Origin of the sequence: Streptomyces sp. NBC_00341 (assembly GCF_041435055.1) — a bacterium.
Taxonomy (GTDB): Bacteria; Actinomycetota; Actinomycetes; order Streptomycetales; family Streptomycetaceae; genus Streptomyces.
Window position 1 is genome coordinate 6,069,309 of sequence record NZ_CP108002.1, and the last position, 18,515, is coordinate 6,087,823.

Annotated in this window: 22 protein-coding genes and 1 pseudogene; 10 read left to right on the plus strand and 13 right to left on the minus strand. The window is 69.1% G+C overall.

All coding sequences use genetic code 11. The features are described 5' to 3' along the window. Window positions 1–199: 199 nt before the first annotated feature. Complete coding sequence (locus OG892_RS27525; RefSeq protein ID WP_371630542.1) at window positions 200–1,327, plus strand: helix-turn-helix domain-containing protein; 1,128 nt, start codon at window positions 200–202, stop codon at window positions 1,325–1,327. Window positions 1,328–1,339: 12 nt separating this feature from the next. Beyond that, entirely contained in the window at window positions 1,340–1,921 is a 582-nt protein-coding gene (locus OG892_RS27530; protein WP_371630543.1) for an HD family hydrolase, read from the plus strand. Window positions 1,922–1,994: 73 nt separating this feature from the next. Here the strand turns inward: OG892_RS27530 and OG892_RS27535 are convergent, their stop codons facing one another. The 7 genes and pseudogenes from OG892_RS27535 to sodN form a co-directional block, all read right to left on the minus strand. Further along, on the minus strand, window positions 1,995–2,321 hold the full coding sequence (locus OG892_RS27535; protein WP_371631701.1) for a DUF6188 family protein: 327 nt from the start codon (window positions 2,319–2,321) through the stop codon (window positions 1,995–1,997). An 828-nt stretch (window positions 2,322–3,149) separates the two neighbouring features. Then, complete coding sequence (locus OG892_RS27540; protein ID WP_371630544.1) at window positions 3,150–3,419, minus strand: Imm21 family immunity protein; 270 nt, start codon at window positions 3,417–3,419, stop codon at window positions 3,150–3,152. Further along, entirely contained in the window at window positions 3,413–3,967 is a 555-nt protein-coding gene (locus OG892_RS27545; RefSeq protein WP_371630545.1) for a YrhB domain-containing protein, read from the minus strand. The genes OG892_RS27540 and OG892_RS27545 overlap by 7 nt, the downstream gene beginning before the upstream one ends. A gap of 307 nt (window positions 3,968–4,274) precedes the next feature. Further along, window positions 4,275–4,895 (minus strand): DUF5753 domain-containing protein, encoded by a 621-nt coding sequence (locus tag OG892_RS27550; RefSeq protein WP_073736975.1) that lies wholly within the window; start codon window positions 4,893–4,895, stop codon window positions 4,275–4,277. Between the two features lie 152 nt (window positions 4,896–5,047). Then, window positions 5,048–5,578, minus strand: a complete 531-nt coding sequence (locus OG892_RS27555; protein WP_328865443.1) for an NUDIX domain-containing protein — start codon at window positions 5,576–5,578, stop codon at window positions 5,048–5,050. Window position 5,579: 1 nt separating this feature from the next. Next, a pseudogene (locus tag OG892_RS27560) lies at window positions 5,580–5,798 on the minus strand (tetratricopeptide repeat protein); the annotation flags it as partial. 271 nt (window positions 5,799–6,069) lie between these two features. Further along, entirely contained in the window at window positions 6,070–6,465 is a 396-nt protein-coding gene (gene sodN, locus OG892_RS27565; protein WP_073736973.1) for a superoxide dismutase, Ni, read from the minus strand. 179 nt (window positions 6,466–6,644) lie between these two features. On the opposite strand from sodN, the gene sodX reads away from it, so the two are divergent. Continuing rightward, window positions 6,645–7,103: a nickel-type superoxide dismutase maturation protease gene (sodX, locus tag OG892_RS27570; protein ID WP_073737072.1), complete on the plus strand. Its 459-nt coding sequence runs from the start codon at window positions 6,645–6,647 to the stop codon at window positions 7,101–7,103. Here sodX and OG892_RS27575 read toward each other — a convergent pair. Continuing rightward, a complete protein-coding gene (locus tag OG892_RS27575; RefSeq protein ID WP_073736972.1) occupies window positions 7,007–7,636 on the minus strand; it encodes an ABATE domain-containing protein in 630 nt (209 codons plus the stop codon). The two genes, sodX and OG892_RS27575, sit on opposite strands and share 97 nt — an antisense overlap. A gap of 75 nt (window positions 7,637–7,711) precedes the next feature. Between OG892_RS27575 and OG892_RS27580 the strand changes: the two genes are divergently transcribed. The 3 genes from OG892_RS27580 (at window position 7,712) to OG892_RS27590 (ending at window position 9,890) form a co-directional block, all read left to right on the plus strand. Then, window positions 7,712–8,488: a trans-aconitate 2-methyltransferase gene (locus tag OG892_RS27580; RefSeq protein WP_371630546.1), complete on the plus strand. Its 777-nt coding sequence runs from the start codon at window positions 7,712–7,714 to the stop codon at window positions 8,486–8,488. 146 nt (window positions 8,489–8,634) lie between these two features. Further along, window positions 8,635–9,123: a SigE family RNA polymerase sigma factor gene (locus OG892_RS27585; RefSeq protein WP_073737071.1), complete on the plus strand. Its 489-nt coding sequence runs from the start codon at window positions 8,635–8,637 to the stop codon at window positions 9,121–9,123. Beyond that, window positions 9,120–9,890, plus strand: a complete 771-nt coding sequence (locus tag OG892_RS27590) for a hypothetical protein (RefSeq protein ID WP_371630547.1) — start codon at window positions 9,120–9,122, stop codon at window positions 9,888–9,890. Before OG892_RS27585 ends, OG892_RS27590 begins: the two co-directional genes overlap by 4 nt. A gap of 66 nt (window positions 9,891–9,956) precedes the next feature. On the opposite strand, the gene OG892_RS27595 is transcribed toward OG892_RS27590, so the two are convergent. From OG892_RS27595 to OG892_RS27605, 3 genes are read right to left on the minus strand one after another with little or no spacing between them, the layout of a single operon-like run. Further along, window positions 9,957–10,718 (minus strand): amino acid ABC transporter ATP-binding protein, encoded by a 762-nt coding sequence (locus tag OG892_RS27595; protein WP_371630548.1) that lies wholly within the window; start codon window positions 10,716–10,718, stop codon window positions 9,957–9,959. After that, window positions 10,715–11,665 carry an amino acid ABC transporter permease gene (locus tag OG892_RS27600; RefSeq protein ID WP_328865438.1) on the minus strand — a complete coding sequence of 317 codons (951 nt, stop codon included), beginning with the start codon at window positions 11,663–11,665 and terminating at the stop codon, window positions 10,715–10,717. Before OG892_RS27600 ends, OG892_RS27595 begins: the two co-directional genes overlap by 4 nt. 29 nt (window positions 11,666–11,694) lie before the next feature. Next, complete coding sequence (locus OG892_RS27605) at window positions 11,695–12,660, minus strand: ABC transporter substrate-binding protein (protein WP_073736967.1); 966 nt, start codon at window positions 12,658–12,660, stop codon at window positions 11,695–11,697. Window positions 12,661–13,185: 525 nt separating this feature from the next. Between OG892_RS27605 and OG892_RS27610 the strand changes: the two genes are divergently transcribed. From OG892_RS27610 to OG892_RS27625, 4 genes are all read left to right on the plus strand, one after another. After that, window positions 13,186–14,415, plus strand: a complete 1,230-nt coding sequence (locus OG892_RS27610) for an NADP-dependent malic enzyme (protein ID WP_073736966.1) — start codon at window positions 13,186–13,188, stop codon at window positions 14,413–14,415. A gap of 244 nt (window positions 14,416–14,659) precedes the next feature. After that, window positions 14,660–15,631 carry a zinc-binding dehydrogenase gene (locus OG892_RS27615; RefSeq protein WP_371630549.1) on the plus strand — a complete coding sequence of 324 codons (972 nt, stop codon included), beginning with the start codon at window positions 14,660–14,662 and terminating at the stop codon, window positions 15,629–15,631. 32 nt (window positions 15,632–15,663) lie between these two features. Beyond that, complete coding sequence (locus OG892_RS27620) at window positions 15,664–15,873, plus strand: helix-turn-helix domain-containing protein (RefSeq protein ID WP_024491880.1); 210 nt, start codon at window positions 15,664–15,666, stop codon at window positions 15,871–15,873. Next, window positions 15,873–16,445 (plus strand): Clp protease N-terminal domain-containing protein, encoded by a 573-nt coding sequence (locus OG892_RS27625; protein WP_328865436.1) that lies wholly within the window; start codon window positions 15,873–15,875, stop codon window positions 16,443–16,445. Before OG892_RS27620 ends, OG892_RS27625 begins: the two co-directional genes overlap by 1 nt. Window positions 16,446–16,493: 48 nt before the next feature. On the opposite strand, the gene OG892_RS27630 is transcribed toward OG892_RS27625, so the two are convergent. Together OG892_RS27630 and OG892_RS27635 are read right to left on the minus strand one after the other, a co-directional pair. Beyond that, the gene (locus OG892_RS27630; protein ID WP_371630550.1) at window positions 16,494–17,528 is read right to left on the minus strand and encodes a helix-turn-helix transcriptional regulator; all 1,035 of its coding nucleotides are present in this window, start codon (window positions 17,526–17,528) and stop codon (window positions 16,494–16,496) included. 1 nt (window position 17,529) lies between these two features. After that, window positions 17,530–18,387, minus strand: coding sequence for a DUF4097 family beta strand repeat-containing protein (locus OG892_RS27635; RefSeq protein ID WP_073736962.1), 858 nt, complete (start codon window positions 18,385–18,387; stop codon window positions 17,530–17,532). Window positions 18,388–18,515 lie beyond the last annotated feature (128 nt).

An 18,515-nucleotide genomic window follows, 5' to 3' on the forward strand; every position in this document is an offset into this window, starting at 1 on the left:
AACCTCGTATACCTTGATCGTCATCACGGGTGACCACCCCGTCGCTGATGGTGAGGAACGTGGTCCATGATGACTTCCCTTCCACTACGCTGAATTGCCCGGTCAGGGCTGTGACTTCGACAGTAGGGAGCAGCGGACGCTGCTTGAACCGACCACAGGTACGGGTGCCCGGCCGGGGTTGCCGGGCGAGGGGGAAGCCATGGACATCAACCCGTTGGCCACCCTGACCAGCGGTCAGGGAACAGTCGCCCGCAGCCGCAGCGGCATCATCTCCGGGTACGTCTTCCGCGTGATCCGCGAGCAGCTCGGACATACCCAGGACACTCTCGCGGAGGAGTTCCACGTCTCATCCGACACCATCGCCGGATGGGAGTCGGGTCGCCGGCCACTGACCGCGGTGCCCGTCGGGCAGATGTTCATGCACCGTCATCAACTCCTGCAGCTGGGCAGCGCACCCTCTCTTCTTGCGGTGCTGGAGCGAGCCATGGAGGCGGACGTCCTGCTGTCCGGCGCGCTCGACGAGGACGCAGAGACACTCGACAGCCCGATCGGGGCGTGGGTCATGCGGCGCGACCTCATCGAGGTTCTCTCCTGGCCGCTCAACGGCGTCGCGCCCACACCGCTCCGGTCTCTTCCTGACCCGCCCCGCCCGCGACGCGGCCCCGTGCCGACCGGGCCGGAGCTGGCGACCGACGACCGGAAGAGGTTCTTTTCCCGCATGCGTCGCACCGCCGAGCAAGCGCGTGGCGCAGAGTGCTTCCTCCTCCGCCGCCAGGCCCTCTACCTCGCCGGTTACGACGACGCCGCGGATACCTCCGAATGGCTGGCACTGCAACAACGCACCGAGCGACCTGGCGACTGGCTGACGGTGTGGCTCAACTCCCGTTCGGTCGCAGCTGTGTCGGCCAGGCAAGGGGACCAGGAGCGGATGGGCCACTTCATCACGGCAACCCTCGCCGACAACGACGCGGGCGAGGCGGCCAATCTGAACTACTGGGCCTACTGGGCCTACTGGATCGGCGAGGCCGGCGGTCTCCAGCTGTCCGATGACTTCATTGCTATCCCGAACCCAGGCCCTTGGCCAGGGGACAAGCTGATGCGCCACCTCGTCCGGGGCCTCACTCCACGTCATGGGTTCTTCGACCTCAACGTCCACACTCTGTGGACTCTGCTTGCGGCCCGCCCGAACCTGCTGCGTCCCGGAACTCGTGCCGGACTGGACCTGCGCGCTGCCCTCCCCGTGATGTTGGATGGCCGGGAGCTGTCGGCGCGCACACGCCGGGAACTCGAAGCCATCCGGTACGCGATCCGCCTCGCCGAGGCGTGAGAGGAGACGGGCGTGGCTGACGACCTGTCCGCAGTGGCGCGCTTCCTGTACGAAGCGGGCACGCTCAAGCACACGCGTCGAAGCGGCTGGTGGATGGCAGGCGTCAAGGATCCGGAGAGTGTCGCCGAACACTCGTGGCGCACCTCGCTGATCGCCTCACTGATCGCGAAGCTGGAAGGAGCCGACCCGGCGCAAGCCGCCTATCTCGCCGTATGGCACGACACGCAGGAAACCCGCACCGGGGACGTGAACCATGTCGGGAAGAAGTACGCCCCCGCCGGTGACCCACAGGCCGTGACCGCCGACCAGACGGCCGGCATGCCCGAAGCCCTCGCGTCCGCTGTCCGCCTTGTCGTCGCCGAGTACGAGGCCAAGGAGTCTCCCGAGGCCATCTGCGCCCGGGACGCGGACAAGCTGGAATGCCTGCTCCAGGGCATCGAGTACCAAGCCCAGGGCTACGAGAACGCGCAGCGCTGGATCGACAACAGCCGCGGCCGTCTGGTCACTGGGACGGGGCAGCGCCTTGCGGACGAGCTCCTCGGGCAGGGCTCGCTGGACTGGCTCCGCGAGGCCCTCGGCGAAACGGAACACTGACCCAGAACGCGAAGAAGCGCCCCCCGCCGCAGCCGGACGGATTCCAGGGACCGTCGCGACCCAGGTGAAGTGGTCAGTGCCGCCGGCCGGTTTCGCCGCCGGGGCCTACCAGGACTGGTTCGAGCCCTGAGCCGGTGAGGCTCCAGGACTCGTAATCGGGGTCCGGATCGACGCCGAGTCGAGTGCCGTCGTCGAAGCAGAGGGACAGGGTGCCGAGCCCGGTGACCTCGGCTTCGATGACGACCTTGGTGAACAGGCCGAGGAGCGGTGCCAGTGCCGTTCCCGTCCCGGGCAAGAGGACCTGGGTGCCGACGGCATCGGTGACGGTGATCCGCGTCTCGATGACGAGTTCGCCGTCGAGACGGATGCGGCCGTCGCGCTCGTGATCAGCGAAGCTGATCCGTACCTGTTAGTCGAAGGCGATGCGTGTGACACGGGCGCCGACCAGTTCTGCGGGGACTTTCACCACGCCTCCAGTGGCTCAGTGGGCCGTGAGCAGTGTAGACAGGCGCTCAACTGGGTTTCCCGGCCGAGCGTCTTGCGTGAGCGGCTGTTGAGCTCGGCGGTTGCGGTGGACCGGGGCGTCGGTGGAGACGTTGAACTCGTGGTGACGGCCCATCTGGCTGCCCTGGCACCAGGTCAAGGAGCTTCAGGGGAGAGGCCTTGACGGTTTCGACCAGATTGGGTTTGTCCATGAGAACGGGCTCTGGCGCACTGCGAAACACAGCCACCGAGGCCGCGACCGCAATTCCCGACGCCTCCCTCGGGAACTCGGCACCGCGGAGCGCCCCGCCGAGATCCTCAGCCGGCGCATCACCGCGCAGCCGAACAGGCGGACGCAATCGGCTCGAAACGCACGCGGCCAAAGAGAGGCCATGTGGAACTGACCAGCTGGGTAGGCGTCTGCGAGGAGCTGGGAGAGACGCAGCGCGCTGCGACGGTGCTCTCGTCGATCTCGGCCTCACGCTTCATCTCCCGCAGAGGGCGTGCGCTCCTGGGCGCGGTCGCGCATACGGCCGATCTCGGTTGCCGGATACGAGCGATCCGGTGGTGCCGATGTCCAGGCGGGAAGAAGCGCGACCGACTCCTCTGCCGCAGAAGCCCGGCGGGCCAGGTGCGGTCAGGTGGCCGTCATGGCCAGCGAAATCGCAGGTCAGACGGTCTAGCCGAGGATCAGGCCTTCTTGGTCTCCTAGGTTCCGTCCGCTCCTGGCCATCGCGGACAGAACCTAGTCCGCGATGGCCAGGAGCTGCACCAGGCCAACCCAGTTCTCCTCGTCAGCTTCGGTGTGGACGGCGCGGACCCTAGAGCGGCCAGGAGGCAGCGAGATCCCTGCCTGTACAGGAAGTCCACCACCCGGATATTCCACGTTCAGCTCAGCACCTGCTTCGGCGGAGTCCATGAGTACAGCGGGACCGTCCGTGATCCACATCCCGCACTCCTCCCACTGGGTGACGAGATCTGCGAGGACAGCTGCTGCTTCCAGGCACCTCAACAATTCGCGGCTCTGGGGACGGTCACCACGGACGCGTCGGTAGGCGCCACCAGCTCCCTGGAGGCGACGTCTGCAAGGTGCGCCGGAGCGTCGCCGTGTTGCAAGGCGGTCACGTACTCGATGATTTGGGTGTGGGAGAGCACTGGCACTCGTTGGCGCAGGGTGTGCATGGCGTGAACCCTCCCATGGGCGCCTGCCACCGCTCGGACCTCATCGTGCAGATCGTCCACCGCGGTCTGCGTGACCTGCCTTCGAATGCGCACTCGGTAGTCCGCCTCCCACGCGTCCGTTACTGCGGCGACGACACCGATCTGATGCAGGCTTCCGTCGACGCGGTCAACAAGGTACGGCCCATTCCCGGCCAGCGCGAAGTCTGGTTTTCGAGTGCGCAGGTACTCCTCAGATGTCCAGGAAATGATCCATACCAGCTCATGCTGCTCTACATGCGACAAAGCCATGCGTATCGGCTCAAGCCCGAGCGACAGCTCTCGCTGGTAGTCGCGTTCCAGCTCTTCCTCGACGATCTGAACCGCGGCATCTCGTTCAATCACTTTGGCAGCATCTCGTACGGCCCGGGTGGCTACCACCAAGTTTCCTGCTGGCTTCAGGTCTTGGCAGACCGCAGTGGACGCAGGTGAACGGCACCAACAGGCGCTGCTGATTCTCCGAGCGATGGGGTACCGGACGATCACTCACGGTGACCCCGTCACAGAAGCTGAGCCAGAACCCAAGCTCGTGAACATCGCCAGCCCCGAGTGGCAGGTGTCGGGCAGGCATGGGCACCTGCCACAAGTCCAGTCAGCACAGGGCATCCGATGCGTCATGCGAGGGTGCTTTGCAGCCGATGTGGCAATGCGCCTACTCCTGGGACGGAGCGTCGGTCCAGAAGGCGTGGGCCTTCTTCAGGAGCTCCTTGGCGGCGTTGCCGTACGATGCCGCACCGCTCAGCGTGGCGAAGGCTTTGCTGTAGAGATCGAGCTCGCCCTGTTCCGTGATGTCCACGGAGGACGAGACGAGTTCGACATGCGCCCGTTCGTCGGCGCCGTAGATGTTGAACCCGTGGACGGGGAACAGGTCCACCCGCGCGGTGGAAGGAAGGATCCCGAGCGTGAGCGAGGACAGACCGAGTTCTCGCACGAGGCGCTCGATCTGTTGTCTCATGACCTCGGGGCCGCCGATGTTCGTGTAAAGAGCCTGCTCCCCGAGGACGACGTCGTAATGGTGCTCGCCGTCGTACAGCACCTCCTGCCGCTGCATGCGCTTGGCGACGCCCGCCGGCACGTCGTTCGGGATGCCAAGGAATTCGACGACCTGACCGAGAATCACGGTGGCGTATGCCTCGGTCTGGAGAGTGCCCCAGATCATCGTGGGCACGTACGCCTTTCCCTCGCGCGTGTCCCGATACCAGCGCACGACGTCGTCCTGAGTCGCCTCGGTACCAGCGGACAGACGATCCGTCCACGGAATGGAACTGGTCATCGCATCCCTTCCTGAGTGATGCCGCCGGGACGGCTTCGATGGTGTTGCTGTTCCGGTTGAGGATGGCGCCAAGCATCCGATGGTGAAAGGGCGGGAATTGGTTGGACCACGCGCTCGACCCTCGGCAGTCGAGGACGAGTAGCGGAGCGCCTCTATTGCCAGCCGTTGAGGGAGACTTGCGGGCCGCCCGCGAGGTATCGGCGGAGGGCACTTGAGGTGGTGTCCACGAAGGCGTCAGGGATGGCCTCGACATCGACCCAGCGGACCTGGGAGTGCTTGTGGGGTTCGCGGTTTTCGGGTTCGCCGGTCCATTCGTGGGTGGCGAAGACGACGGTGAGGAAGCCGTTGGGGGCTTCGACGCCCCAGGCGCCGTGGATGATGTGGGCGACCTTGAGGGACTCGGGCTTCACGGTGAGGCCCGTCTCCTCGTAGAGCTCGCGGACCGCAGTTTCGGTGATGGGCTCGCCGGGCTCGCTCTTCCCGACGGGGAGGTCCCACATGCCCTGGGCGAACTTGGCGTTCTCGCTGCGTTGGAGGAGGACGACGCGGTTCGTGGCCTTGTCGTGGACGATGACGGCGGCGACCAGCAGGGTCATGGATTCGAGGGCCGGCTTGAGCGCCTTCAGTTGGTCATCGGTCTGCTGGGCCACGGTGTTCCCTTCTTTGGGCGGGTTGTTGGGCATGTTAGGCGCGGGCTCGGCGCGCGAGATCGGCCGCGCCGGGGACTCGACGGCGCTGGTAGATCACGAGGGTGGAGCGGATCGAGGTGATTGCCTTGCGGGTTCGGGCGGAGGCCATGCCCTCCATGAGGACCAGCGCTTGGGTCCAGGCCACGAAAGCGGCGTCCGCTCCGGCTTGGGCGGCGAGGAGAGCGCGGGGCGACCAACGGGTTCCAGCCGACCGCTGCGTAGCGCGGGCATGCGTGATGACCCACGACCTGCGGCACTTCTACGCCTCCGCGCTCATCACAGGCGGGGCGGGCGTCAGCACGTCCAGATGGTCCATGGCTACGCGGCTGCCGTCATCACCCTGCGGATCCACCCGCACCCACGCCCGAACGAAGAAGACCGCACCCGGTCCGTGACGGACGCCCTTGCGGGCGCCCGGCGGGCCGGGTGCGGTCAGGTAGCCGTCGTGGCCGACGAAATCGCAGGTCAGACGGTCTAGCCTTGGATCAGGCCTTCTTGGTCTCCCAGAAGATCTTGTCGATCTGGGCGATCAGGTCCAGAGCCTTCTGGCCGGTCGCCGGGTCGTTCGAGCCCTTGGCCGCGGAGAGCGCCTTCAGGGTGTCGTTGACCAGCTGGTGCAGCTCCGGGTACTTCTCGAAGTGCGGCGGCTTGAAGTAGTCGCTCCAGAGCACCGAGACGTGGTGCTTCGCGAGCTCGGCGCGCTGTTCCTTGATCAGGATCGAGCGCGTGCGGAAGTCCGCGTCCTCGTTGGCCTGGTACTTCTCCTGGACGGCCTTGACCGACTCCGCCTCGATGCGGGCCTGGGCCGGGTCGTACACGCCGCAGGGGAGGTCGCAGTGGGCGCTGACCTTCACCTTGGGGGCAAACAGGCGGGAAAGCATGGGGCTGTCCTTCCTCGTGATCGTCTTCTCAGGTGGGACATTACTCCGTGAGAGCCGCGAAATAGTGGGTGCCCCCATGGGCTTAGGCCAAAAGTCCAGGGTGAGGATGGGACCAGTGGCCGAATGTACGGAACGCTGTGGTGGACGGTGTACTGGACGGACGGGGAGGTGCCGGAGAGATGCGGGAGGTGCCGGAGTTGCCGGAGCTGACCGATGAACAGCCCGGACGCGGGCTGGCGGCGCGGGTGCCGTTCCAGGTGGTGGAGGTGACGGGGCCCTCGATGGTGCCCACGCTCCACCACGGGGACTGGCTGCTCGTGCAGTACGGGGCGCCGGTGCGTCCCGGTGATGTGGTGATCCTGAGACACCCGTTCCAGCAGGACCTGCTGGTCGTCAAACGGGCCATGGAGCGGCGGACCGGCGGCTGGTGGGTGCGCGGTGACAACCGGTTCGCGGGTGGCGACAGCACGGATTACGGGACCGTGCCCGAGGAGCTGGTGCTGGCCAGGGTGCGGGCGCGCTACCGGCCGTTGACGAAGGATCAGCGCTCGTTGCGCGGGGTGGCGGGCTGGGCGGTCTCCGCGTTGCGGCCCGTCTCGGCGGCGCGCTCCGTCTCCAGGCGCTTGCGGGCCCGGTAGGCGGCGACGTTGGCGCGGGTGGCGCAGCGGTCGGAGCAGTAGCGGCGGGAGCGGTTGGTCGAGGTGTCGAGGTAGGCGTTGCGGCACGGCGCCGCCTCGCACAGGCCGAGCCGGTCCACTCCGTAAGAGGTGAGGTGGAAGGCGAGGCCCATCGCCGCCGTGGCCGCGTAGCCCGCCGTGGCGTTGGACGGGTGGTCGGCCAGGTGCATGTGCCAGTCCGGCTTTCCGTCCGCGTCCCGGATGTCGTGGCCGGAGATCTGCGGGCTGACCGGGAACTCCAGCAGTAGTGAGTTGAGCAGGTCCACGGCCAGCGTCTCGTCGCCGCCGTCGGCCGCCTCGAAGACCGAGCGGAGCCGGGCCCGGACGGACCGGAAGCGGGTCACGTCCGCGTCGGTCGCCCGCCGGGCGGCCTGCCCGTTGACACCGAAGAGCTCGCGCACCGCGTCGACCGTGGTGAGGGTGTCCTTGTTGCGGGCCGGCTCCTCGGTGTTGACCAGGCGCACGGCGTAGTCCGAGTAATAGGCCAGTTCCACTTGTAGTCCTTACGGCGTCGGTCTAAGGTCGGTGCGACGATGATGTAATGGGCGTCTATGGGCCCAGGGTATTACATGGGAGGGTTTCGGGTGACGGAGTCAGCGCGGGGTGCCGACTGGAGGTCCTGGCAGGAGAGCTGGGACCGGCAGCAGGAGTGGTACATGCCCGACCGCGAGGAACGCTTCCGCGTGATGCTCGACATGGTCGAGGCCCTGGTGGGTCCCGAACCGAGGGTGCTCGACCTCGCGTGCGGTACGGGAAGTATTACGGACCGGCTGCTCCGGCGGTTCCCCAAGGCCACCAGCACCGGTGTCGATCTCGATCCCGCACTGCTCGCCATCGCCCGCGGCACCTTCGACGGCGACGAGCGCGTTACCTTCGTCACCGCGGACCTCAAGGACCCGCGGTGGCCGGACGCCCTGCCGCACGGCTCCTACGACGCGGTCCTCACCGCAACGGCCCTGCACTGGCTGCACAGCGAGCCGCTCGCCGCTCTCTACGGGCAGCTCGGCGGCCTCGTCCGGGACGGCGGGGTGTTCATGAACGCCGACCACATGACCGATCCGGACACCCCCCGGATCAACGTCGCCGAACGCGCCCACCGGCACGCCGCCATGGACGGGGCCAGGGCCGGCGGCGCCCTCGACTGGGCGGACTGGTGGGCACTGGCCGCGAAGGACCCGGTACTCGCCGGGCCGACCGCCGAGCGGTTCGAAATCTACGGCGAGCACGCGGACGGCGACACGCCCTCCGCGCGCTGGCACGCGGACACCCTGCGCGCGGCCGGCTTCGGTGAGGCGCGGGCCGTCTGGTCCTCGCCCTCGGACAGTCTGGTGCTCGCGGTGAAGTAGCGGCACCCTCGACGGAGGGGCGGCGCGGACTACGGTCCGGGCCGCCCCTCAGTGTTTTCCGGCCGGCGCCGCAACCCGCCCGGCACCCCACCGCACTGGAAGGGTGAGACGGTCCGCACCAGCGGACCCGGAGAGGGGCGGTGACGATGCGGATCGATGACGATGCTGCTCTGCACGCCTTCGTCGAGAACAGACGCACCGCGCTGTTCCGCAGCGCGTACCTGCTCTGCGGCGACCGGTACGAGGCAGAGGACCTGGTCCAGACGGCCCTGGTCAAGGTGGTGCTCGGCGGGCGGCGGCACGGGCGGCTCGACAACATCGAGGCGTACGCGCGCAAGACCCTGGTCAACACCTTCATCGCCTCCCGCCGCCGGTTCTGGCGGCGGGAGCAGTCGTACGGCGAACTGCCCGAGCGGGCGGACCACGCGCCCGACACGGACACCGGCCTCGCGGTCCGGGCGGCACTCGCCCGGCTCACCGCCAGGCAGCGGGCCGTACTGGTGCTGCGCTACTGGGAGGACCTGAGCGTCGAGGCCACGGCCGCGCTGCTCGGGATGCGGGAGAACACGGTCAAGAGCCACGCGGCTCGGGGGTTGGCGGCGCTGCGCGCCGAGATGGCGGAGGAGAAGGTATGAGCGACGTGCGGGAGCTGCTGGGGCGGGCCGCGGAGGACGCGGGCCGGCCGGTCATCAGTACGGAAGCGGTCTACGCCAAGGCGGCCAGGGTGCGGTGGCGCCGTCGGGCCGGGATCTCGGCGGCGGCGGTCTGCGCGGTCGCCGCGGGGGCGTTCGTGGTGCCGGGGCTCTCCTCGGGGCCGGCCACGCAGGACTCGTCGGTTGCGGCCCCCACCGAGCTCGTCGGCAACAGCGGACGTGCCCGGGATCTGGGACGGCTGCTGCCGAAGGGGGTCGGTGCGGTCGAGCAGGTGTCGCTGGCCGTCATCATCAAGCACGCGACGCCCGAACAGGCCGAGGAGCATCCGGTCGGGCCGCTGGACGGCCAGTACTCCGTGCGCAGGGGCGGCGGGGTCGGCTATCTGACCGTCGACACCAGGACCGCGAAGAAGCTGGACGCCAAGCTCGGCGGCGCCCCCCGGGACACGGACCTGTGCAAGGACAGGCCCGGGGAGCCCGCCCCCGCGGACTGCGTCCGGGAGGAGCTCCCGGGCGGCCGGGTGCTGACCATCTGGAGCGATGCGATGAACTACGGCGGTGTCACGCCCGAATGGGGCCCGGAACTCGTGGGCCGGCTCATGCTCGAGGACGGCTCGATGCTGGGCATCCGGGACAGCACCGGCTTCGAGGCCGACACCGCCCAGGGACCGCTGCTCAAGTCCCCGCCGCTCACGCGGGCGCAGCTGCGGACGCTGATCCTCAGCCCGGAGCTGCTGCGGAAGAAGTAGCGCACACATGGGGGAGGGCGGTGCGGACCCCGTAGGTCCGTACCGCCCTCCGCCGTTCCGAACCGGCTACAGCACCTTGGACAGGAACGACTTCGTCCGGTCGTGCTGCGGGTTGGTCAGTACGTCGCGCGGGTGGCCCGATTCGACCACCACGCCGTCGTCCATGAAGACCAGCGCGTCCCCCACCTCGCGGGCGAAGCCCATCTCGTGGGTCACCACGATCATCGTCATGCCGTCCTCCGCGAGGCCGCGCATGACGTCCAGGACATCGCCCACCAGCTCCGGGTCGAGCGCGGAGGTGGGCTCGTCGAAGAGCATCAGCTTCGGCTCCATGGCCAGCGCCCGGGCGATGGCCACCCGCTGCTGCTGACCGCCGGAGAGCTGCGAGGGGTAGCTGTTCGCCTTGTCGGACAGGCCGACCCGGTCCAGCAGCCGTTCGGCACGCGCCCGTGCGATGGCCTTGGACTCGCGCCTGACCTGGACCGGAGCCTCCATGACGTTCTCGATCGCCGTCATGTGCGGGAACAGGTTGAAGCGCTGGAAGACCATGCCGATGTCCCGCCGCTTCAGGGCGACTTCGCTGTCCTTGAGCTCGTAGAGCTTCTCGCCCTTCTGGCGGTACCCCACCAGCTCGCCGTCGACGGACAGCCGGCCGGCGCTGATCTGCTCCAGGTGGTTGATGCACCGCAGGAACGTCGACTTGCCGGAACCGGACGGGCCGATCAGACAGAAGACCTCGCGCGGGGCGACCTCCAGGTCGATGCCCTTGAGGATGTGTGCGGCGCCGAAGGACTTGTGGACGCCCTCGGCCTTCACCATGGCGGTCATGCCATGCCTCCCTTCGGGCGGCCCAGTGACAGCAGGTTGGCCCGGATCTTCTGCATCGGGGTGGGCGGCAGGCTGCGGCTGGAGCCGCGGGCGTAGTACCGCTCCAGGTAGTACTGACCGACGCTCAGTACCGAGGTCATGATCAGGTACCAGGCCGCGGCGAGGAAGTACATCTCCACCGGTGCTCCGGACGCCTGCCCGATGTCCTGGGCGTACTTGAAGAGTTCGTAGAACTGCACGGCGGCCACCAGCGAGGTGGTCTTGAGCATGTTGATGACCTCGTTGCCCGTCGGCGGCACGATCACCCGCATGGCCTGTGGGATCACGACGCGTCGCAGGGTCTTGCCGTGGCTCATGCCCAGCGCGTGGGACGCCTCCGTCTGGCCCTCGTCGACCGAGAGCAGACCGGCCCGGCAGATCTCCGCCATGTACGCGGCCTCGTTGAGGCCCAGGCCGAGCAGCGCCGTCAGCAGCGGCGTCATGAAGCTCGACCAGTAGTCCTTGTAGATCGGACCGAGGTTGATGTACTGGAAGACCAGTCCCAGGTTGAACCAGACGAACAGCTGGACCAGGACCGGTGTCCCGCGGAAGAACCAGATGTAGGACCAGGCGATCGACGAGGTCACCGGGTTCTTCGAGAGGCGCATGACGGCCAGCAGGATGCCGCCGACCACGCCGATCACCATGGAGAGGGCGGTCAGCAGCAGGGTCTGGCCGACCCCCTTGACGATGCGGTCGTCGAAGAAGTAGTCCGGGACCGCACCCCAGTTGATCTTGCCCTGGCTGAACGCGTAGATGATCGCGACCAGGGCGGCGATGGCGACGACCGCCGAGACGTACCGGCCGTAGTGCCGGACCGGGATGGCCTTGATCGCCTCCGGTCCGGCCGCCGGGGTGGGGGGTGTGGGCGGCTGGTCGGCCGGGCCCGACTTCTCGATGTCAATCACGGCTGATGCCTTTCAGCGCCGGGGTCCGGTCACGATCCGCCGTTCAGCTTGGCCTCGGTGACCGCACCGGCCTCGACGCCCCACTTCGCGATGATCTTCTTGTACTCGCCGCTCTTGATGATCGCGTCCATGGCCGCCTTGACGGCCTTGGTGAGCTGGTCGTTGCCCTTGGCGACGGCGATGCCGTACGGGGCCGCCTCGACCTGGTCACCGACGATCTGGAAGTCCTTGCCGCCGCCCGAGGTCTTCACCGCGTACGCGGCGACCGGGAAGTCGGAGGAACCGGCGTCGGCGCCGCCGGAGCGCAGCCGGGTCTGGGCCTCCAGGTCGTTGTCGTACGGCTCGATGGCGATCTTCTTGCCGCCGGTGCACTTCTTCGACTCGGACTTGGCCAGGTCGTGCGAGACGGTGTTGCGCTGGACGGCGATCTTCTTGCCGCAGAGGTCGGACCAGGTCTTGATGCCCTGGTCGTCACCCTTCTTGGTGTAGATCGAGACGCCGGCGGTGAAGTAGTCGATGAAGTCGACCCCCTCACCGACCTTCTTCTTCGTCTCGGGGTCGATGCCCTCCTGGCGCTCCTTGGTGTCGGTCATCGCCGACATGGCCAGGTCGTAGCGCTTGGACCGCAGCCCCGTGACCAGGGTGTCGAACGTGCCGTTCTCGAACTGGAACTCCACGCCCAGCTGCTTGCCCAGGGCCGCGGCGAGGTCCGGGTCGATGCCGACCGTCTTGCCGGACTTGTCCTTGAACTCGACCGGCGGGTAAGCGATGTCCGAGCCGACCTTGATGACGCCCTTGGACTTGATCTCGGGGGGGAGGAGGTCGGCGGGGGAGGCGGCGGCGCCGTCGCTCGCCTTCGTCGAGGCGGAGTCGCTGGAGTTGTTCTTCGTCTGGTCGCCACAGGCGGTCAGCAGCATGGTGCCGGCGACCGCGATGGCGCCGACCGCTGCGATCCGGGACTTCGCGGTCGTACGACGAGTCTTGCGTGCGGTCATGATCGGGTTCCTCCGGCAGATGAGGGTGGTGTTGCCAGGCGGTGTGGCACACGTCGTCGGGTGTCGCCGCCGTGTGCGATTACGGCATCTTGCCATTCGGACCAGCGCATTCAGGGGGCCGGTCATGTCAAAATCGGGTAACGGGCGATCCCCGATCCTCACGAGGCCGGTACACCAGGGCCGGACCTTCTATGGGGTTTCTTTCCCGCGACCGCAGAATCTGCGGCGTGTCTCGGACAGTGGACACTCATTCTTCGCGTGGCGGACATTGTCCAGATATTGGGCTATGAGTCAGGCCACCGAGGGGGTATGGACTCGTCCATGACCCGGTCCGTCCGGTATGAAAGACGTTTACACCCCTCATCCGGGGCTCAGGGCGCGTGTGCGGCGCGCCCGCGCGTACGTACCTCTCCCTGCGCCGGGCGGACCAACCGCCCGGCGCAGGGCACGTACGCGGTGCCCGCCCACCCCTCCTCAACCAGGAGTGGCCACCCTCAAACGATGAAGACTTAAGGGGTCAACACCATGGCAGCGGAGATCGTCAATCCTCGCAGCGACAGCAGCACAGACAGCACGGGCAGCACGGGCAGTGCGACCGACGAGCCGTTCGATCCGGCCTTCGCCCTCCACCGGGGCGGGAAGATGGCCGTGCAGGCCACCGTCCCGATCCGGGACAAGGACGACCTCTCCCTCGCGTACACGCCCGGTGTGGCGAAGGTGTGCAGCGCGATCGCGGAGAATCCCGAACTCGTTCACGACTACACCTGGAAGTCGCAGGTCGTCGCCGTCGTGACGGACGGCACCGCGGTGCTGGGGCTCGGGGACATCGGACCCGAGGCCTCCCTCCCGGTGATGGAGGGCAAGGCGATCCTGTTCAAGCAGTTCGGCGGGGTCGACGCGGTGCCGATCGCGCTCGCGACCACCGACGCGGACGAGATCGTCGAGACCGTCGTCAGGCTCGCCCCGTCCTTCGGCGGCGTGAACCTGGAGGACATCTCGGCCCCGCGCTGCTTCGAGATCGAGCGCAGGCTCCAGGAGCGGCTCGACATCCCGGTCTTCCACGACGACCAGCACGGCACCGCCGTGGTCACGCTCGCCGCTCTGCGCAACGCCGCGAAGCTGTCCGGGCGCAGCCTCGGTGATCTGCGCGCCGTCATCTCGGGCGCGGGCGCGGCCGGGGTGGCCATCGCCAAGTTCCTGCTGGAGGCGGGGCTCGGGGATGTCGCGGTCGCCGACCGCAAGGGCATCGTCAGCCGGGACCGCGAGGACCTCACGGAGGTCAAGCGGGAGCTGGCCGAGCTGACGAACAAGGCCGGCATCTCCGGGCCGCTGGACACCGCGCTGGCCGGCGCGGACGTCTTCATCGGCGTCTCCGGCGGTACGGTCCCGGAGCCGGCCGTCGCCTCGATGGCACCCGGCGCGTTCGTCTTCGCCATGGCGAACCCGAACCCCGAGGTGCACCCCGACATCGCGCACAAGTACGCGGCCGTCGTGGCGACCGGGCGCTCCGACTACCCGAACCAGATCAACAACGTGCTGGCGTTCCCCGGCATTTTCGCGGGCGCGCTCCAGGTGCGGGCGTCCCGGATCACCGAGGGCATGAAGATCGCCGCGGCGACCGCGCTGGCGGACGTGGTGGGCGACGAGCTGGCCGCGGACTACGTGATCCCGTCGCCGTTCGACGAGCGGGTCGCCCCTGCGGTCACTGCGGCCGTCGCCGCGGCGGCGCGGGCGGAGGGCGTGGCCCGGCGCTGAGGTTCTGGGGTGGGGGTCCGGGGCGTCGCCCTTTTCGGGGGCGCTGCCCCCGGACCCCCGCTCCTCAAGCGCCGGAGGGGCTTGATTTGGCCGCTCGCCGCTCGAAAGGCAGGCGCGACATTCAGCCTCGCCGGCGTTTGAGGCGCGGGGTCCGGGGCGGAGCCCCGGGGCCCCCGCCCGGCGCGGTGCGTGTCACACCCGTGGCCGGTTACGCGGGGCCGCCGCCCGGCCTATCGTCGGCCCCATGTTCGCCGCCTACGCATCCCGCATCGACCGCGACCACCCCCTCAACGGCCTTGAGCTGGGCGAACGCCCGGCTCCCGGTGCGCGTCCGGGCTGGACCACCGTCAACGTCCGGGCCGCCTCCCTCAACCACCACGACCTCTGGTCCCTGCGCGGCGTCGGCCTCGCCGAGGACAAGCTGCCGATGATCCTCGGCTGCGACGCCGCCGGGACCGACCAGGACGGCAACGAGGTCGTCCTGCACTCCGTCATCGGCCAGACCGGGCACGGAGTCGGCCCGGACGAGCCCCGCTCCATCCTCACCGAACGCCACCAGGGCACCTTCGCCGAACAGGTCACCGTCCCCACCTGGAACGTGCTGCCCAAGCCGAAGGAGCTCACCTTCGAGCAGGCCGCCTGCCTGCCCACCGCCTGGCTGACCGCGTACCGGATGCTCTTCACCAACGCCGGGGTGCGGCCCGGCGACTCCGTGCTCGTCCAGGGCGCCGGCGGCGGGGTCGCGACCGCCGCGATCGTGCTCGGCCGGGCCGCCGGACTGCGGATCTACGCCACCAGCCGCGACGAGGCCAGGCGCAGGCGCGCCGTCGAACTCGGTGCCATCGAGGCGTACGAGCCCGGCGCGCGGCTGCCCCACCGGGTCGACGCCGTCATCGAGACGGTCGGCGCCGCGACCTGGTCCCACTCCGTCAAGTCCCTGCGCCCCGGCGGCACGCTGGTCATCTCCGGCGCCACCAGCGGCGACCGGCCCTCGCACGCGGAGCTGACCCGGATCTTCTTCCTGGAGCTGAAGATCGTCGGCTCGACCATGGGGTCCAAGGACGAGCTGGAGGACCTGCTGGCGTTCTGCGCGGCCACCGGGGTGCGCCCCGTCATCGACGAGGTGCTGCCGCTGGACCGGGCGCGTGAGGGCTTCGAACGCCTCGCCTCTGGCGACCAGTTCGGCAAGATCGTGCTGACTGTCAACCAGGATTGACATGCGGGGTCGTGTCAATGTAAGTTGACACCATGACCGAAGCAACGGAACTCGCCGCACGCGCCGGCGACCACGACCCCCGGGTGGGGCTGCGGTCGGTCGCCGCGCTGCGACGGCTGCTGGAGCAGCTCGAAGCCGTACAAGTCAGAAGCGCCCGCGCCCAGGGCTGGTCGTGGCAGGAGATCGCGGCCGAACTGGGCGTCAGCCGCCAGGCCGTGCACAAGAAGTACGGGAGGCATTGATGTTCGAGCGATTCACGAAGGGTGCCCGCGCCACCGTGACCGGCGCCGTCACCCATGCGGACCGGGCCGGCGCCGGCCCGGTCACCGAGGAGCATCTGCTGCTCGCCCTGCTGGACCAGGAGGGCAGCCGGGCCTCCTTCGCCGCCGCCTCGCTCGGCCTCACGGGCCGCAGGGCGTCGCTGGAGGCCGCACTGGTCGACGCGCGCAGGCGCGGCGGCATGACGAAGGCCGATGCCGACGCCCTCGCGGGCATCGGCATCGACCTCACCGCGATCGTGTCCCGGATCGAGGAGGCGCACGGCGAGGGGGCCCTGCGGGACGAGAGCGCGGACCGCCGCAAACGGATCGGTGGCCGGTTCAGCCGCGGGGCCAAGGGGATCCTGGAGAAGTCGCTGCGCATCGCGCTCGGCCGCGGGGACAGGTTCATCGGCGAGGAGCACGTCCTGCTCGCCCTCGCCGCGTCCCCCGGTGTCGTCGCCGATGTGCTCGCGGAGCACGGTGCGAGCTACGCGGCGATCGAGCGCGCGCTCTACGGGGAGGGCGGCGCGCAGCAGGACCGCCGGGCGGGATGAGTGAAGGGCGGCCCGGGTTCCCCCGGGCCGCCCGTCGTCCCCCGTCGTCTACTTCGTACTGCCGTCGGGGTCCTTCCGTAGGAGCGCCCCGATGTGGGCCGCCGCCGTCGACAGGTGGCGGCGGGCGTCCGCGAGCTGCTCCTCCGTCACCCCCCGGTCCCTGGCCGCGTCCCGGATGTCATCGCGGAAGCGGTCGAGGAGCCGGTCCAGATCGCGCGCCGGGTCGCCCGTACCGCCCGAGTCCTTGCCCCAGTCGGGGTCGGCCTCCGCGGGTTCCGGCTTGGTGTAGGGGGGTCGGCCGCCGGTGCGGGCGATGCCGCTCAGCTGGCCGGTGATCTCCGCCAGTCCCTCCCGTACGCCGGCCGGCCAGTCGCCGCGGGCGAAGTGCTCCTGGACCTGGCGGGCTGCGTTCTGCATCTGCTCGCGCGCCCGGTCCTGTGCCTCCTTGGCCTGGCGGCGGGCCTGCTGGGCGTCCTCGCGGGCGCGGCGGGACTCGTCCTTCGCCCGGCGGGCCTGCTCCTTCCACTCCTGCTTGGCCTTGCGCAGCTCCTCCTTCGCGGTCCGCCACGCCTCCCTGTCGCTGAGGTCTGACAGGTCGCCGAGGCCGCCGAAGTCCCCGAACCCGCCGAAGGGGGACTCCTTGCCGGCCTTCCCGCCTGGACGGGAGCCGGTGGAGCCGGTGGAGCCGGTGGTGTGCCGGGACTCGTCGGCGGCTGCGCGCATGTCGCTGCGCAGCTTGCCGGCCGCTCCGCGCACGTCGTCGCGCATCTCGGCGGCCAGCTCGGAGACCGACTCCCTGATCTCCAGCTCCAGATCGGCGAGCTCGCCGGTCCGGCCCGCGAGTTCGGCGCGGCCGGCGTCGGTGATCGAGTAGACCTTGCGGCCGCCCTCGGTGGCGTGGGTGACCAGGCCCTCGGCCTCCAGCTTGGCCAGCCGCGGGTAGACCGTGCCGGCCGAGGGCGCGTACAGCCCCTGGAAGCGCTCCTCCAGCAGCCGGATCACCTCGTAGCCGTGGCGGGGCGCCTCGTCGAGCAGCTTCAGCAGGTAGAGGCGCAGGCGGCCGTGGGCGAATACGGGGGGCATGTCAGAGCACCTTTCCGGTCGGCTCGGGGTCGTGCGCGTCGTCGTCGGCCGGTGGGCGGCGGAGCAGGGCGATCGACCCCGAGACCGTGGTCGCCTTCAGCGTCCCGCTCCCGGAGCCGAGTGTGCCGGTGATCCGCTTCGACCCCCACTGGCCGTTGACCCGCAGGTCCTCGAAGCCGTTGGAGACGGAGCCGCTCGCGGTGTTCGCCTCCACCTTCGCGTCCGCCGGGTGCGGCAGCCGGATGGCGACCTCGCCCGAGACGGTGGTGAGACGGATGTCGGTGGGCTTCCCGTTCGGGTCCAGGTCGAGCACCATGTTGCCGCTGACCGATTCGGCCCGTACGGACGCCCCGGCGCCCTCGACGACCGTCAGATCGCCCGAGACCGAGTGGAAGCGCAGATCACCGGTGACGGCCTGGGCTTCCACGTTGCCGGACACGGTCTCCGCGCCGACCGGTCCCGCGAGTCCGACGAGGGTGGTGTCGCCGGTGACGCCGCGCACGTCCGTCCGGCCGCGGATCCCGGAGACGAAGGCCCCGGCGCCGACCACGCCGACCTCCACGGCCGATCCGGCCGGGACCGCGAGCGAGACGGCCGCGTGGCGGTGCCAGCCCTTGCGGTCGAACCACTTGAGGAGGCCCTGCCAGGCCAGGTCCTCGTAGGTGACGGTGAGGACGCCGTCCTTCTGGGTCACGATCAGCGGCGGCCCCTCGATGCCGGTGACCTCCAGCCGGGCGGTCGGTTCGTCGGTGCCGACGACATTGACCGTGCCGCTGACGATACGCACGCTGAGCGCCGTCACGGGTTCGTCGAAGGTGAGCTTCTGAGGCTCGGCGATGGCCCACGTCGACACAGGCATGGATCTGACCTCCCGGGGAGCGCGGTTGACGCAACATATCGCGTCTCTTGTGGAACACGATATATCGCGGTTCGGGGAAGTCAAGGCGGTCCGGGGTGGAGGCCGGGGTGAGGCTGGCGGGCCAAATG

Excerpts from the sequence above, each read along its gene's own strand:
- OG892_RS27615 (WP_371630549.1), top strand. The coding sequence starts at position 14,660 with ATGTTCGCCGCCTACGCATCCCGCATCGACCGCGACCACCCCCTCAAC.
- OG892_RS27555 (WP_328865443.1), bottom strand. The coding sequence starts at position 5,578 with ATGCCCAACAACCCGCCCAAAGAAGGGAACACCGTGGCCCAGCAGACC.
- OG892_RS27590 (WP_371630547.1), top strand. The coding sequence starts at position 9,120 with ATGAGCGACGTGCGGGAGCTGCTGGGGCGGGCCGCGGAGGACGCGGGC.
- OG892_RS27550 (WP_073736975.1), bottom strand. The coding sequence starts at position 4,895 with ATGACCAGTTCCATTCCGTGGACGGATCGTCTGTCCGCTGGTACCGAG.
- OG892_RS27610 (WP_073736966.1), top strand. The coding sequence starts at position 13,186 with ATGGCAGCGGAGATCGTCAATCCTCGCAGCGACAGCAGCACAGACAGC.
- sodX (WP_073737072.1), top strand. The coding sequence starts at position 6,645 with ATGCGGGAGGTGCCGGAGTTGCCGGAGCTGACCGATGAACAGCCCGGA.
- OG892_RS27620 (WP_024491880.1), top strand. The coding sequence starts at position 15,664 with ATGACCGAAGCAACGGAACTCGCCGCACGCGCCGGCGACCACGACCCC.
- OG892_RS27630 (WP_371630550.1), bottom strand. The coding sequence starts at position 17,528 with ATGCCCCCCGTATTCGCCCACGGCCGCCTGCGCCTCTACCTGCTGAAG.
- sodN (WP_073736973.1), bottom strand. The coding sequence starts at position 6,465 with ATGCTTTCCCGCCTGTTTGCCCCCAAGGTGAAGGTCAGCGCCCACTGC.
- OG892_RS27580 (WP_371630546.1), top strand. The coding sequence starts at position 7,712 with ATGGGAGGGTTTCGGGTGACGGAGTCAGCGCGGGGTGCCGACTGGAGG.
- OG892_RS27605 (WP_073736967.1), bottom strand. The coding sequence starts at position 12,660 with ATGACCGCACGCAAGACTCGTCGTACGACCGCGAAGTCCCGGATCGCA.
- OG892_RS27525 (WP_371630542.1), top strand. The coding sequence starts at position 200 with ATGGACATCAACCCGTTGGCCACCCTGACCAGCGGTCAGGGAACAGTC.
- OG892_RS27625 (WP_328865436.1), top strand. The coding sequence starts at position 15,873 with ATGTTCGAGCGATTCACGAAGGGTGCCCGCGCCACCGTGACCGGCGCC.
- OG892_RS27595 (WP_371630548.1), bottom strand. The coding sequence starts at position 10,718 with ATGACCGCCATGGTGAAGGCCGAGGGCGTCCACAAGTCCTTCGGCGCC.
- OG892_RS27635 (WP_073736962.1), bottom strand. The coding sequence starts at position 18,387 with ATGCCTGTGTCGACGTGGGCCATCGCCGAGCCTCAGAAGCTCACCTTC.
- OG892_RS27585 (WP_073737071.1), top strand. The coding sequence starts at position 8,635 with ATGCGGATCGATGACGATGCTGCTCTGCACGCCTTCGTCGAGAACAGA.